General features: G+C 44.8%; 16 protein-coding genes. 5 read left to right on the forward strand and 11 right to left on the reverse strand.

Translation table 11 applies throughout. The features are described from left to right. The first annotated feature begins 4 nt into the window (after positions 1–4). The gene (locus KNP96_RS07025) at positions 5–901 is read left to right on the forward strand and encodes an aldo/keto reductase (protein ID WP_088836444.1); all 897 of its coding nucleotides are present in this window, start codon (positions 5–7) and stop codon (positions 899–901) included. A gap of 75 nt (positions 902–976) precedes the next feature. On the opposite strand, the gene KNP96_RS07030 is transcribed toward KNP96_RS07025, so the two are convergent. The 5 genes from KNP96_RS07030 to KNP96_RS07050 all read right to left on the reverse strand — a co-directional run bounded on the left by KNP96_RS07030 (position 977) and on the right by KNP96_RS07050 (position 4,933). After that, positions 977–1,165 carry a hypothetical protein gene (locus KNP96_RS07030; RefSeq protein WP_014969669.1) on the reverse strand — a complete coding sequence of 63 codons (189 nt, stop codon included), beginning with the start codon at positions 1,163–1,165 and terminating at the stop codon, positions 977–979. Positions 1,166–1,307: 142 nt separating this feature from the next. Beyond that, complete coding sequence (locus KNP96_RS07035) at positions 1,308–1,958, reverse strand: amino acid ABC transporter permease (protein WP_088836445.1); 651 nt, start codon at positions 1,956–1,958, stop codon at positions 1,308–1,310. Beyond that, positions 1,955–2,716, reverse strand: coding sequence for a transporter substrate-binding domain-containing protein (locus tag KNP96_RS07040; protein ID WP_214769841.1), 762 nt, complete (start codon positions 2,714–2,716; stop codon positions 1,955–1,957). Before KNP96_RS07040 ends, KNP96_RS07035 begins: the two co-directional genes overlap by 4 nt. A gap of 160 nt (positions 2,717–2,876) precedes the next feature. Then, entirely contained in the window at positions 2,877–3,983 is a 1,107-nt protein-coding gene (locus KNP96_RS07045; RefSeq protein ID WP_029332801.1) for an ABC transporter ATP-binding protein, read from the reverse strand. A 119-nt stretch (positions 3,984–4,102) separates the two neighbouring features. Continuing rightward, complete coding sequence (locus KNP96_RS07050; RefSeq protein ID WP_088836447.1) at positions 4,103–4,933, reverse strand: helix-turn-helix domain-containing protein; 831 nt, start codon at positions 4,931–4,933, stop codon at positions 4,103–4,105. A gap of 73 nt (positions 4,934–5,006) precedes the next feature. Here KNP96_RS07050 and KNP96_RS07055 point away from each other — a divergent pair, with 73 nt between their 5' ends. After that, positions 5,007–6,143 carry a DUF445 domain-containing protein gene (locus KNP96_RS07055; RefSeq protein ID WP_088836448.1) on the forward strand — a complete coding sequence of 379 codons (1,137 nt, stop codon included), beginning with the start codon at positions 5,007–5,009 and terminating at the stop codon, positions 6,141–6,143. Positions 6,144–6,163: 20 nt separating this feature from the next. Next, positions 6,164–6,541: a YlbF/YmcA family competence regulator gene (locus KNP96_RS07060; protein WP_029332804.1), complete on the forward strand. Its 378-nt coding sequence runs from the start codon at positions 6,164–6,166 to the stop codon at positions 6,539–6,541. A 135-nt stretch (positions 6,542–6,676) separates the two neighbouring features. On the opposite strand, the gene KNP96_RS07065 is transcribed toward KNP96_RS07060, so the two are convergent. From KNP96_RS07065 to KNP96_RS07085, 5 genes are all read right to left on the reverse strand, one after another. After that, positions 6,677–6,898 carry a YhzD family protein gene (locus KNP96_RS07065; RefSeq protein ID WP_088836449.1) on the reverse strand — a complete coding sequence of 74 codons (222 nt, stop codon included), beginning with the start codon at positions 6,896–6,898 and terminating at the stop codon, positions 6,677–6,679. Positions 6,899–6,954: 56 nt separating this feature from the next. Continuing rightward, positions 6,955–8,034, reverse strand: a complete 1,080-nt coding sequence (gene dinB, locus KNP96_RS07070; protein ID WP_239456830.1) for a DNA polymerase IV — start codon at positions 8,032–8,034, stop codon at positions 6,955–6,957. Between the two features lie 65 nt (positions 8,035–8,099). Continuing rightward, positions 8,100–8,696 carry a CorA family divalent cation transporter gene (locus tag KNP96_RS07075; RefSeq protein ID WP_239456832.1) on the reverse strand — a complete coding sequence of 199 codons (597 nt, stop codon included), beginning with the start codon at positions 8,694–8,696 and terminating at the stop codon, positions 8,100–8,102. A gap of 61 nt (positions 8,697–8,757) precedes the next feature. Then, on the reverse strand, positions 8,758–9,930 hold the full coding sequence (gene tnpB / locus KNP96_RS07080) for an IS200/IS605 family element RNA-guided endonuclease TnpB (protein ID WP_214769844.1): 1,173 nt from the start codon (positions 9,928–9,930) through the stop codon (positions 8,758–8,760). Positions 9,931–10,024: 94 nt separating this feature from the next. Then, the gene (locus KNP96_RS07085) at positions 10,025–10,357 is read right to left on the reverse strand and encodes a hypothetical protein (protein ID WP_214769847.1); all 333 of its coding nucleotides are present in this window, start codon (positions 10,355–10,357) and stop codon (positions 10,025–10,027) included. A 103-nt stretch (positions 10,358–10,460) separates the two neighbouring features. Between KNP96_RS07085 and KNP96_RS07090 the strand changes: the two genes are divergently transcribed. Together KNP96_RS07090 and namA are read left to right on the forward strand one after the other, a co-directional pair. Next, complete coding sequence (locus tag KNP96_RS07090; protein ID WP_029332810.1) at positions 10,461–11,381, forward strand: HD domain-containing protein; 921 nt, start codon at positions 10,461–10,463, stop codon at positions 11,379–11,381. 22 nt (positions 11,382–11,403) lie between these two features. After that, entirely contained in the window at positions 11,404–12,426 is a 1,023-nt protein-coding gene (gene namA, locus KNP96_RS07095; RefSeq protein ID WP_214767934.1) for an NADPH dehydrogenase NamA, read from the forward strand. A 161-nt stretch (positions 12,427–12,587) separates the two neighbouring features. On the opposite strand, the gene KNP96_RS07100 is transcribed toward namA, so the two are convergent. Continuing rightward, positions 12,588–13,502, reverse strand: a complete 915-nt coding sequence (locus tag KNP96_RS07100) for a peptidylprolyl isomerase (protein WP_214769850.1) — start codon at positions 13,500–13,502, stop codon at positions 12,588–12,590. Positions 13,503–13,725: the final 223 nt, after the last annotated feature.

Here is a 13,725-nt window from a genome sequence, read left to right on the forward strand (position 1 = left end):
TGGAATGGAACGAATTCAACTAACAGAAGAATTGTCATTTTCGCGTGTGATTCATGGATTATGGCGATTAAATGAGTGGAACATGACGGCAGAAGAACGTCTTGCTTTGATTGAGCAATGTTTAGCGCTTGGGATCACGACGTTTGATCATGCGGACATTTACGGGGATTATACGAATGAAGGTTTGTTCGGAGAAGCGTTGGCCTTAAAACCAGAATTACGTGAACGAATGGAGATTGTGACGAAAACGGGGATCAAGATGAAAGGGAACTACTATTCCGATCAAAACCTTTCATTTTACGATACAACAAAAGAACATATCATTGAAAATGCGACACGTTCATTAAAGGAACTTGGTGTCGAATACATTGATACGTTATTGATTCACCGACCGGATCCATTGATGGACCCGAACGAAATTGCCGAAGCGTTTGTTGAATTAAAAGAGTCCGGTAAAGTTCGGACGTTCGGTTTATCGAATCATACGCCAGCTCAACAAAGTTTAATTCAATCACGTCTACCGTTCATGCTCGTGACGAATCAATTGGAACTCTCAGTTGCTGAACTGAAACATTTCGAAGATGGATCGGTGGATCTTTGCCATGAAAACGAGATGCCGGTCATGGCATGGAGTCCGCTCGCCGGTGGACGGTTATTCAAAGAAGAAGAATATCGCGTCTTACGAGATAAGCTTGAAGAAATCGGACAACAAATCGGAGCGACAGATATTGATGAAGTCGCCTATGCGTGGCTCTTGAAACATCCGGCACGCATCATGCCGATTGTCGGTTCAGGGAAAATCAAACGGATTGAATCCGCGGTCAATGCGACGCGTTTGACATTGTCACGTGAACAGTGGTTCGAAATTTTGAAAGCGTCTCGCGGACGTGACGTCGATTAAAAAAATAGCCTTCGGGCTATTTTTTTTGCACAAAAAGCCCATCTCAAGGGGGATTTGAGATGGGTATCTATAGGGTCACGCTTCTAGGCGAAGCATCTCCTGGCGGTATTTATCTAGACGTTCTTTACTGGCAACTACGGCAGCTTGGTCACTGACTTGGATAGCATCAAAGAGTGTGCTGAGCTCATAATCAATCTCGAGGCGTAGCACTGGAATCCGCTGTTCTGCATCTTGTCTACGGAAAGCTTCAATTACTTGTTTCATCTTGGCCACGCTCCTTTTAAAGTTATCAGATAATTCTGATTTTTTATTAGTATACTTTATTATTCCCGTGTTGCCTAGTGTTAAACCTTAAAAAGAACAAAAAAATACTTGGAATGTGCTGACCATTCCAAGTTGGTTTCATTTAATTCGGGATGCTAAAGCGAACTTCTAAGCGGTGTTGAACCATCTGTACGAGCGTCGACATGATCCAGTAAATCGCTGCTGAGAACAGCAGAAGTGGCATGACGAGATAGGTCGTAGCAGAAATTTGATCCGAGACATACGTTAACTCTTCGACAGCGACAAGCGTACCGAGTGACGTCGATTTAATGATATCGATGACAGAATTCGACAGTGGCGGAATGGCACGTGATAATGCTTGAGGAAGGATGACGTCCTTGAACGTTTTCCGACGCGGGATTCCGAGCGAATCAGCTGCTTCCCATTGCCCGCGATCGACAGAAGCGATGGCGGCCCGGAACGATTCCGAAATATAAGCGGAAAAGTGCAGTGATAATCCAAAAGCGAGTGCCTGAAAGCCCGTCAGTTGTAATGCGACAAGACCATTATATAAAATCAAAATCTGTAACAGTAAAGGTGTTCCGCGGAAGAACGAGACATACAATCGAGCGAAACCGCTAAAGACGGTGAAGCGGCTGTCACGCATGACGGCAAGAATCAACCCGAGGAAAAGCGCAAAGACGATGGCAAGTCCACTTGCAAGAAGTGTAATGCCAATCGCCTCTCCGTAGACGTTCGCATTATCGCGAACGATCGTGAACAATTCCGTCACTGACTGATATCCTCGTCAAAGTATTTCTTACCGATGTCTGCAAGTGTACCGTCTTTTTTCATTTCTGCAAGTGCTTCATTGAAGTCCTCTGCATACTTGCTATCTTTTGCCATCATGAAACCAGACTCATTTTTATCAAATGTTTCTCCGACTGCTTTCACTTTATAACCGGCTTTTTTGAGTTCAGTCAAAACGAACAAGCGATCGTTCATCGCAGCATCAACACGTCCTGCTTCAAGATCTTTTAAAACTTGGTTTGCACCTTTATAATACTTCACTTTTGCGCCAGCATCTTCTGCTGTCTTTGCATAAAGCGAACCTTGTGTCGAACCAACGACTTTACCTTTTAAATCATCAAGTGTTTTGATGTCGTCCGTTTTTTCATTGACGATGATTGTTGATCCGGATACCGTATATGCATCAGAAAATGCATACTTTTCTTTCCGCTCATCCGTGATACCCATTTGGTTCGCGATGACATCGATACGTTCTGAATCAAGTGCTGGAATCAATCCTTTAAAGTCCATTGCTTTATAGTCGATTTTATAGCCGGCGCGTTTAGCGACTTCATTCATGACATCGATGTCATAACCAGTCAGTTCGCCTTTTTCTTTATACGTAAATGGTGGGTATGTCGCTTCAGTACCAACCGTAATCATCTTACTGTCTTTGCTTGCTTCTTCATTAGAAGCGCCGCACGCTGCTAACACCCCCGCCGTTGATAGTGCTGCTACTGCTAGCTTTAGTCCGTGTTTCATAGCGCTCTCTCCTTTAAAAATAAATGATTTCAATTCCTAGTTTTCGAATAGGATTAATTTAAGACTACAAGCAGTATCATACAAAGTTACAAGAACGTCTGTCAATAAAAAAGACTGCCCACGAATAGACAGTCTTAGAAAAGTAAACATTCAGTTGAAATTAACGAATTGTCGCTTCAGTTGCAGCGTCGAAGAAATGCGCTTTTGTCATGTCGAAGAAGAGGTCGAGATCTGATCCCATCTCGACGTGTGAGCGTGAGTCGACACGAGCTGTGAAGGCTTGATTACCTACCTTGGAATAGAGATACGATTCTGCACCCATCAATTCGGAAACTTCGATATGTGCCGGGAAACGGTGTGCTGTTTTTGTGTCTTGATAAATCAATTCAGCATGAATGTCTTCCGGACGGATTCCGAGGACGAGGTCTTTGCTCGTATAGCCGCGTTCACGGAGAACTTTCATTTTGCCTTCAGGGACTTCGAATTTCTCTTCTGTCCCTGTGACGTGGAAAAGTCCATCGTCAGCCAGTTTGCCTGTTAGGAAGTTCATCGAAGGCGATCCGATGAATCCGGCGACGAACATGTTATCTGGGTGATCGTATACTTCTTTAGGTGAGCCGACCTGCTGAATGAGACCTGCTTTCATGATGACGATACGCGTCGCAAGCGTCATCGCTTCTGTTTGGTCATGGGTAACATAAATCGTCGTCGTTTCGAGACGTTTATGAAGTTGGATGATTTCTTTACGCATCTGAACACGGAGTTTTGCGTCCAAGTTCGAGAGGGGTTCATCCATCAAGAAGACTTTTGCATCACGAACGATGGCACGGCCGATTGCAACACGTTGACGCTGTCCACCTGATAATGCTTTTGGTTTCCGTTCGAGGTACTCTTCAAGTCCAAGGATACGTGCCGCATTGTCGACGCGCTGTTTGATTTCGTCTTTCGGGAACTTACGTAGCTTGAGTCCGAATGCCATGTTATCAAACACGTTCATATGTGGATACAGCGCATAGTTTTGGAAAACCATTGCGATATCACGGTCTTTCGGTGCGACGTCATTCATCCGTTTACCATCGATGATGAAATCTCCACCCGAGATTTCTTCGAGTCCAGCGATCATCCGAAGTGTCGTTGATTTACCACAACCTGATGGTCCGACGAAAACGATGAATTCTTTGTCTTGGATGTGAAGGTTAAAGTCGTCAACGGCCTTTGCTGAGCCGGAATAAATTTTATCAATATGTTCAAGACGAATATCTGCCATGTGTATATCCTCCTAGTAGTGTGATCGGGTAATGTAACGCTTACAATCCTTAGTATAGAAGAAAAGGGATCAACTGAACATGGACAACATGACGAAATGCAACCGTTTTCATTTGGGCACTATGCTAGAAGTAACAAGGTATATAAAAAGGCGGCACCTTCAAACGATCGAATATCGATTTCTGTCTGTTCTGTCAACCGGTCAAGTCGGTACTGAAGGCTGTTACGATGAAGAAATAAGTGTTTTGCTGTCAACGATACATTCAGATTGGCACGACAGAAAGCATCAATCGTCTCACGCGATTCAGGTTCGAGTGGTGCAATGAAGCGATCTGTCAGCTCGTCACGGACCGTTTCCGATAAAAGAGCGAGTCGTGTGAGGGCAGGTAAGAAACGTTCGACACGGAACGGAAGCAGGTTAAGGGCTGCTTGTTCTAGACGGAACTGGACTGCGATATCTCCATTTATTCGGCGTTGACCGATTAATACTTTTCCATCTGTTAGAAAATCAGATTGTAAAGCTGTGAATAAGTCATTTAAATCATGTTCGCTCACTAACTCATCTCGTTCAATGACAAGCAGTCGAGTCGTCGTCAAGGGGACAAAGATGCTCGAGGAGTCGAAAAAAGAAGTCAATAGCTGTTCGAGATCTTCAGTCGTCCGATCATCGAGTTGATTGAATAAGAAATGGGTCATCCGGAAGGGTTCGTGCTCGACGGCGCTCGATAATTCCAGACGCTGATGCCAGTAAGTTGTATCGGTTGATGCTGAAACGACGACGCGTTCTGCGATTAAATTCAATAAGTCGATTTCACGCCCGGACAACGCGGAACTTTCGATTCCGAAACGAAGTCCATCCGCTAACTGATATACGCTATAATTATCCATGCAATATACCGTGGGGTCTGTCGATAACTGATCTTTGAATAAGGAAATCAATTGCTGTAGCACGTTACATCTCTCCTACATAAAAAGTGATACTCAGACTTTACCACAATACTAAATTCGGAAGGAACGATGAGCTATGCAAATCGAATTCATGACCATCTTAAAAATCATCGGAATGATTGTATTAGGTGCAACAATCGGTGCAGTCACGAACCATCTTGCGATTCGTATGTTATTTCGACCGCTAGAAGCAAAATATATCGGAAAGTACCGGATTCCTTTTACACCAGGTCTAATTCCGAAACGGCGCGATGAACTAGCAGCCAATCTCGGACGGACCGTTGTCAAGCATTTAGTGACCCCTGAAGGAATCGGGAAACGCCTTCGACAACCTGCGATGCACGAGGCCGTTACAAATCTTGTCACGACCGAACTCATGAAATGGGTACACTCAACCGTCACGATTCGAGAAGTGATCGGCCGCTTCGTCAATCAACCGGAAGAACAATTGCGAAAAAAAATCGAACAGACGCTTGAACATGAATTGATGGACGGCGTGATTCATCTGAAAAACTCAACGATTCAAGAAGTCATCGGCGAAGGCGGAGTCTTAAAAGTCAAGGAAGCAATCCCTGACGTCGTAGATGCATTGTTAAAACAAACGGATGTTTATTTTGATAGTCCAGAAGGGAAGATGAAATTAGAGGAGACGGCCGCCGGATTCATCCAAGGAAAACTTGGAGGCGGAATGTTCGGGATGTTACTTGCGAATATCAATTTGGTGGAGATGATTCAACCTGAAATCAAACGGGTATTACAAGGAGAGTCGACGCGTCAGTTCATTACTGAAATGGTCGAGAAAGAAATCGAACAAGTGATGGAACGTCCGATTCATACACTCCTTGATGAAGAGTTAGAGAAACAAGTCATCGAACGCGTCAAATCGGAAATCATCAACCGGATTCCACTAACAGAAACGTTGGATAAGCCATTACACCATTATCTCGGCCGGTTTGATGAGAAAGTGCGGACCGAGTTCGTTCCGGTGATTGTCGACCGGTTGATTGACCAAGCGGTGAAACACGCAGAACGAATCATGACGACACTCGACGTCGAATCGATTGTGCGTGATGAGGTCGACCTACTCGATACACAGTATCTCGAAGAAATCGTCTTATCGATTTCTCGGAAGGAATTCCGGGCTATCACTTGGCTTGGAGGACTGTTAGGTGGTTTAATTGGGATGATACAAGCAATCATCGTGATTGCTTAACTAAATTGGAGGGTTTTAATATGTCTGAAACAAATTTGTATGACCACGCCTATACGCTCGAACGTGCACTGCGAGAAACTCCGGAGTACACAACATTACAAGATTTATACACACAAGTGAACGCTGATCCAGCATCGAATGAACTGTTTGCTTCATTCCGTAACGTTCAACTTGAGCTTCAACAAAAGCAAATGGAAGGTGAAGAAATCACACCTGACGATATGGCTTCAGCTCAAGCAAAAATGTTGGAAGTTCAAAACAATCCACTCATCAGTCAATTGATGCAAGAAGAACAACGGATGCATACGATGTTGACGGAAGTTACTCAAATCATCATGAAGCCGCTCGAAGAACTTTATGCGCCAATGATGGAGCAAAATCAAGACGACGTGCAATAAGATGTAAACAGAGCCTCGGACAATGTCCGGGGCTCTCGGTGTGTAGACAAAGTGGCATTAGACAATAGAAGATTCTTTCTTTTTCGTCGCGTTCCTCTTAATTTGTACATAGATGACTCTGATTTCAATAAGAACTTATGTTGAACTGCCTGCAACAGGCACAATTTTAGGTAAATAAGCACGCTCGAAATGAATTAATTTACCGGCACGCGTGACGCGGGCGCCTTTATGTTCGAACTTTCCTTCTTTGAGACGACGGATCCCTTCCTCCCTTGCATCTGAATCGTTAGGTGATTCAAACGTATCATCGAGTAAAGTTTCTCCACGGTCCGCGAATACAGTAAGTGTATAGAGCATGTCTCTTCCTCCTTTAGTAAAATAACTAATTCAAGTGTACTGAATAGTCATTCATTTTACAAGTAGGAGTCAATATCTTGCCACGTTAATTGTCTCGACTTTGGTGGTACTTCAAGATGACTGACACTCATTCCGATTAAACGAATCGGACCCGTGAATTCGATTTCATTAAATAATTTTGTCGTTACCGTGAGTAACCGATCTTCGTCGTTCGTCTCTTCGAGAAAAGTGAAACGTTTTGAACGTGATTGGAATGTCTCTGTTTTCCACTTAACGGTGACTGTCCGACAAACGAGTTCTTTTTGTTGCAGACTACGGACGACAGATTGGGCCTCTCGCTTTAAGGTTTCGAAAATCGTATCAATATCTTCCGTATCTTCTTCGAAGGTCGTTTCAGATCCAATCGATTTGCGCTCACGGTGGGGACGGACTAACCGTTCGTCTTCACCGTGGGCCATCGTATACAATTCTGTTCCACGGTCCCGACCGAGTAACCCGCGGAGTTCTTCGACCGGTGACTGTTGGATATCAGCGACGGTCTCAAATCCATGTTTTCGAAGCGTCTGCTCTGTGACTTTCCCAACACCATGCAAGTCACCGATTTGTAAAGAAGACAAAAAGGGAAGTACCTCCTCAGGCGGAAGAACGGTTAAGCCGTTCGGTTTTTGATAACCGGAAGCAATTTTTGCGACGAGCTTCGAATTAGAGACACCAGCGGATGCCGTCAAGTCCGTCCGGCGTTTGATTTCAGCAAGAATATACTCTGCGATGTGGGTCGCACTCGGCATATTTAAATTATTCTCCGTCACATCGAGGTACGCTTCATCGAGTGATAATGGTTCGACAAGCGGTGTGACTTCAAGAAACAGTTCCATGATTTGCGCACTAACCGCACGATAGACGTCGAATCGGGGACGAATGAAGACGGCACGCGGACAAAGCTGAAAGGCACGACGAGATGGCATCGCGCTGTGGACACCGTACTTCCGTGCTTCATAGGAACACGTCGCGACGACTCCACGTGCATGAGGAGGGCCACCGACGATGACAGGAACACCCTTTAAGTGAGGGCGATCGCGTTGTTCGACAGAAGCGTAAAAAGCGTCCATATCGATATGAATGATTTTTCGTCCCATCAAAGTCAGCTCCTTCCTAAAAGTAAGTATGATAAAATCAGTATAACGAACTTATGTTCCTACATCTATTTTTTTGTTCGTTTTTTAGGCATGCGAACGAGCGCACCAAGCCATCCACGCCATTTCATCCAATAAAAGATTCCGCCAGTCGTAATCAAGATGAGGGTGAGCGCACCGGCGTAACCATATTTCCAGTCGAGTTCGGGCATGTTCTTGAAGTTCATGCCCCAAATCGCACCGAGGGCCATCATCGGAGTTGCGACAGCCGTGAAAATCGTCAGGGCTTTCATGATTTCATTTCCTCTGAAGTTTGAAACAGTCGTCGATAAATCGAGCAGAACCTCAATATCCTTTTGATAGTGTTCAATCAACATCAATAAACGCTCGAAACGCCGTTTGGCAAGGCGAAACGGAAGATGGTGTTCAAAATCAGTGACTGCGACGAAGGCTTCTTGGCCTGCGAGAATCAATTCTTGAAAAGGGACGATTAAGTCAGACCAGTTCTCAATTGTATCGCGTAAAGCAAAGATGCTATCGAGTGAATTCTCATTGATGTTGCCCCGGAGTTCATCTTGTCGAGAAAAGAGTTCCGTTTCAAAGTCATCGATGCCTGAAAAGTACGTATTCATTTGTAACGAAAGAATCGCTTGAACTACCTCCACCTACGCTTTTCTTAGAGGTGGGGGGATTCCTGAGTGATCCGACCTAACGGTCGAAAATTGATCAGGCTAACCCCGTCGTCCCGACGGTTGAAGAAGCTAAGAGGCGTTCTGCTTCTTGTTTAAGATTCAATCCTGCGTTCACATCCCGGTCGTGATGGATGCCGCAACTCGGACATGTCCATTCACGCAATCCAAGATGTTTCACGTCTTTGTGTTGATGTCCGCAACTGGAGCACAGTTGGCTGGAAGCAAAGGTCTTGGCGACCTTGACGACGGTCTTCCCGTACCATTCCGCTTTGTATTCGAGCATGCGGAAGAACTCTGACCAACTGACCTCGGAGATGGACTTGCTCAACTTGCGATTCTTCTGCATGTTCTTCACCTGCAAGGTCTCAATCCCGATGACGTCGTGGTTTTTAACGATTTCGGTCGATACCTTGTGCAGGAAATCGGTTCGCCTGTTGGCAATCTTTTCGTGGATGCGGGCGACCTTGCGCTTCTGCTTCTGATAGTTCTTCGCCTCGGAAAGTGTTACTTTCTTGTCCAGGGCCAACCGTTGACGACGAGAAAGCTTGCGTTGCTCACGCGCCAGCTTCTTCTCAAGCGAACGGAAGTAACGGTCGTTCTTGTACACCGTACCGTCCGACAGGATGGCGAAGTGCTTCAATCCGACATCGACGCCGACGGATGAGCCCGTCTTCGGTATTTCGTTGCTCTCCTGCTCGACGAGCAGGGAGACGAAGTGTTTTCCTGAAGCGTTACGCCGGATGGTCGCGTTCAAGATGCGTCCGACGACCTGCCTCGAATTAGCGAAGCGCACCCACTTCAGCTTTGGAATTTTGATTTTGGCACCAACGATCGAGACTTCGGGAAGTTGAGAATTGCCCTGAATGTTCGTCTTATACGATTGAACAGGGTTGCACTTTGACTTGAAGCGAGGCCGTTCGTTCTGCTTCTTAAAGAAGCGGTCAAAGGCATCGGCAAGATGTTTGACGCTTGTCTGCACAGATGTGCTATCGACTTCTTTTAGCCAGTCGAACGCCTGCTTCAACATCGGAATTTCTTTCGAACAAGAACCGTAAGACAGTCCTTTTCCTGTCATTTTGTATGTCTCATCCCACTTCGCCAAGAAGTGATTGAAGACGAAGCGCGAACAACCGATGGTCTTCGCGATCAGGATTTCCTGCTCTTTTGTCGGATAGATTCTGAATTTGTAGGCCTTGTGTGTCAACACCATTTTTCACCTCCTTCAAAGGGAATATACCCGAAAAGCAGGCTGGCGATTCATCTCCCACTTTCACTTCGTTTAGAAGTGGGCGTATTCTCGCCTAATTTTGATAAAAGGCATCAAAAGCTGTTTTTGAGTCAAACGGTGCAGCCAGTGACATAATATGTTCAGAGAGTCCGATCGTGATGAGTTCAGTTGGCGTGATGTAATAGCAGATGAAGCGACGGTCGCTTTTATCATCAGGATTTTGCCAAGTCACGATTGAACCGTATAAGACACCGAGTTCTGCTCGGGTAAAGTTGACATCTTTTGTACGAAGCTGACGAACCCACTCAATTTTTGAGGGACTGACGGTCTCTTCATTATGTAGTTGTTGGTCATAGTCTGATACAGTCATGTAGCGGTACCAGTTAAAGTGCGAATCGAATTTCATGTTTAAGGCTCCCATATAGTAGAATAAATAAGTGAATTGCAGTAAGCATAATGAAAAATATTAAAGATACGATTAACTTCTAAAATAAAGGACGTGTTGTGAAATGAAAGGTATTGGACAACTGGCAGTTGGAGAAATGCTGGATCAACGTGTGATGATTAAGCAGTCGATGAAAGGCATCGCGGCGAACGGCAAACCATATCTCACATTGATTTTAGCAGATAAGACAGGTGAAATTGAGACGAAGATGTGGGATACGAGTGATGTCGAAAAGTATGCCCCTAAGTTCATCGTCCATGCGGCAGGTGAAGTGATGGATTATCGCGGCCGGACCCAGTTGAAACTAAAACAAATTACGGTACTCGATGAGACCAATGTTGAAGAGTACATTCAGGCAGCACCGCTCCCGCGGGAACAAATCGAAACAGAAGTACTCCAGTACATCGAGTCGATTCAACAAGCGGATATGAAAAAAATCGTCAAACACCTTGTTACTAAAAACTTTAATGCCTACTTTACGCATCCGGCGGCTGTTAAGAACCACCATGCGTTCTATTCAGGGTTATCGTACCACGTACTGTCGATGCTGAAGCTTGCCGATCAAATCGCGAAGCTCTATCCGACATTGAATCGCGATCTACTCGTAGCAGGTGTCGTGTTACATGATTATGCAAAAATAAAAGAGTTATCAGATCCTGTCACGCCAGAGTATACGCTTCCTGGAAAACTTGTCGGTCATATTTCATTAATGGTCGCAGAACTTGAAAAAGTCGGAGCAGAACTCGAGATTGATGCTGAAGTGTTGACGGTCTTACAACATCTAGTGCTCAGTCATCACGGTCGTCCTGAGTGGGGATCGGCAGTAGCACCTCAAATGCGCGAAGCAGAAGTGTTATTTTTAATTGATAACTTGGATGCACGAATGACGATGATGGATCGTCTTCTTGAATACGTGGAACCAGGACAATTCTCTGAACGTTCGTTTGCACTCGACAACCGTTCGTTTTATCGACCAAAATTATAATCAGCGGTAGGGGGAGAATAAAATGAAGGCAAAGTTATTCGAAGCAATCGAAATTGGGAATGTGACGTTTCGTAATCGTGTCATCATGGCACCGATGTGTATGTATAGCGCGAAAGAAGACGGTAAGGTGACGGATTGGCACGTGACACATTACGCGTCCCGCGCAGTAGGGGGTGTCGGAGGTGTCATGTTAGAAGCGACAGCTGTGACACCTGACGGACGGATTTCAGCAGGCGATTTAGGAATTTGGTCAGATTCGCAAATTGAAGGCTTACGACGGATTGCGGAGCAAGTACAAGCAGCAGGGGCGAAAGCTGGCGTACAACTAGCACATGCGGGACGGAAAAGTACGACAGCACGTCCGCCTGTCGCACCGAGTCCGATTGCCTTTGATGATTCATATGGAAGTCCAGCCGAGTTATCTATAGAAGACATTAAAAAAATTCAGCAACAATTTATCGATGCAGCATTACGCGTTGAACAAGCAGGGTACGATTTCATTGAATTACATGGGGCACATGGCTATCTAATCAATACATTTTTATCACCGTTATCAAATGAGCGAAACGATCAGTATGGCGGATCGCTTGAAAACCGGATGCGTTTCTTACTTGAAATCATCGAAGGCATCCAAGCAAAATCGGATATCTCACTATGGGTCCGGATTTCAGCAGCTGATCACGCACCGGGTGGAATGACAGCGACGGACTATATTCCACTCGCGCAAGCATTAGTAGAACGAGGTATCGATTTACTCGATTGTAGCTCCGGTGCCGTCGTCGCTAATGCAGTTCCAGACGTATACCCTGGTTATCAAGTTCCCTATGCTGCAGAGCTCAAGCAAGCGACAGGAATCAAGACAGGGGCAGTTGGATTAATTACGACAGCAACGATGGCAGAAGAGATTTTACGGAGTCAACGTGCTGATGTCGTATTACTCGCACGTGAACTCTTACGGCAACCGTACTGGGTTCATCATGCAGCGGCAGAACTCCATGATGAGGTCATCCTTCCGAAGCAATACGAACGTGCGCCCATTCGTTGATCAAAAAAGAGCGGACTTAAAAAGGAATCACGCTTTCGCACATGTGCTTTCTTCAGGCGGGGGAGTTGCTTCATCTACGCACTTGGTCGCCATGCTCAGAAAATATGTATAGAAAACGCCGATGACTCCGTATAGAAAACGGAATCATCGGCGTTTTTTGATTACTGCTGTTGTTGCATCATTTGTTGCTGCATTTGTTCTTGTTCTTGTTTATCGAGATCAAATGCGTCTTTAAAGTCTTTATTTTCGATTTTGACATCGTATTCTTTCATCAATGCACGGTAGATATCGTTCGGATTGACTTGAGCTGCTTTTTCTTCAGCAAGTTCTTTTTTGATCCGGTCTTTTTCTTTTTCAAGTGTGAAATCTTTTTTCTCTTTACGATCCGTTACCTTGATGATGTGGTAACCGAATTGTGTTTTGATTGGATCAGAGATTTTACCTTCAACGCCATCTTTGAAGGCATACGTTTCGAATTCCTCGACCATTTTACCTTTTGTGAAGTAACCGAGGTCTCCACCTTTCGTAGCGCTACCTGTATCTGTCGATTTCTCTTTCGCGATTTTTGCGAAGTCTCCACCGTCATCTAACTCTTTTTTGATTGCTTTTGCTTCTGATTCTTTTTCGACAAGAATATGGCTTGCTTTTACTTCAACTTTTTCTTGATCGAAACGTTCTTCAATTTCTTTATCTGTTACTTTAGATTTTGCAGATTTTGCTTCTGTTAAGAGCATTTGTGTGCGAAGAACTTTTTCGAATTCTTTTTCACTTTTAATACCGGCTGTTTCCAATGTAGAGTTGAATTGCTCTTCATCCGGGAATTGGTCTTTTGTTTTTTTGACTTCTGCCTCTACTTCTTTATCCGTTACTTTCTTGCCATATTCTTTTTCAAGAAGCTCGTTCATTGTTTGTTGGAAAGCGATTTGCGCACCCGCTTTTTCATAGGCCTCTTCCTGGACATCAGCCTTGTTCACTTCGCCACCTTTATAGTTGATGACGGCTTCATCATTTGACCCACACGCTGCTAGTGTGAAAACACTTGCGACTGCTGCTGCACTTAAAAATTTCTTCTTCATACATACACCCCTAATTTACCATTTATTTCAACCGTTCTATCATATCATATCCTGGCTAGGTTGACAGCTGCACACCTTTTCAAAAGATGTTTGCTCTTTTCTATGCTATCACATACACGATCCGCGTTGATGACTATTTTTATGGGAAATTGTGAAGGGGAAGCGATGTTTGACATTGGCTAGTAATATGACCGCAATCAAAAAAAGCGCTCTAGGCATCGGC

The sequence above is a fragment of the Exiguobacterium sp. s133 genome (assembly GCF_018618595.1).
GTDB classification, from domain to species: domain Bacteria; phylum Bacillota; class Bacilli; order Exiguobacteriales; family Exiguobacteriaceae; genus Exiguobacterium_A; species Exiguobacterium_A oxidotolerans.

Excerpts from the sequence above, each read along its gene's own strand:
- KNP96_RS07025 (WP_088836444.1), top strand. The coding sequence starts at position 5 with ATGGAACGAATTCAACTAACAGAAGAATTGTCATTTTCGCGTGTGATT.
- KNP96_RS07030 (WP_014969669.1), bottom strand. The coding sequence starts at position 1,165 with ATGAAACAAGTAATTGAAGCTTTCCGTAGACAAGATGCAGAACAGCGG.
- KNP96_RS07040 (WP_214769841.1), bottom strand. The coding sequence starts at position 2,716 with ATGAAACACGGACTAAAGCTAGCAGTAGCAGCACTATCAACGGCGGGG.
- KNP96_RS07045 (WP_029332801.1), bottom strand. The coding sequence starts at position 3,983 with ATGGCAGATATTCGTCTTGAACATATTGATAAAATTTATTCCGGCTCA.
- KNP96_RS07055 (WP_088836448.1), top strand. The coding sequence starts at position 5,007 with ATGCAAATCGAATTCATGACCATCTTAAAAATCATCGGAATGATTGTA.
- KNP96_RS07060 (WP_029332804.1), top strand. The coding sequence starts at position 6,164 with ATGTCTGAAACAAATTTGTATGACCACGCCTATACGCTCGAACGTGCA.
- KNP96_RS07065 (WP_088836449.1), bottom strand. The coding sequence starts at position 6,898 with ATGCTCTATACACTTACTGTATTCGCGGACCGTGGAGAAACTTTACTC.
- dinB (WP_239456830.1), bottom strand. The coding sequence starts at position 8,034 with ATGGGACGAAAAATCATTCATATCGATATGGACGCTTTTTACGCTTCT.
- KNP96_RS07085 (WP_214769847.1), bottom strand. The coding sequence starts at position 10,357 with ATGAAATTCGATTCGCACTTTAACTGGTACCGCTACATGACTGTATCA.
- KNP96_RS07090 (WP_029332810.1), top strand. The coding sequence starts at position 10,461 with ATGAAAGGTATTGGACAACTGGCAGTTGGAGAAATGCTGGATCAACGT.
- namA (WP_214767934.1), top strand. The coding sequence starts at position 11,404 with ATGAAGGCAAAGTTATTCGAAGCAATCGAAATTGGGAATGTGACGTTT.
- KNP96_RS07100 (WP_214769850.1), bottom strand. The coding sequence starts at position 13,502 with ATGAAGAAGAAATTTTTAAGTGCAGCAGCAGTCGCAAGTGTTTTCACA.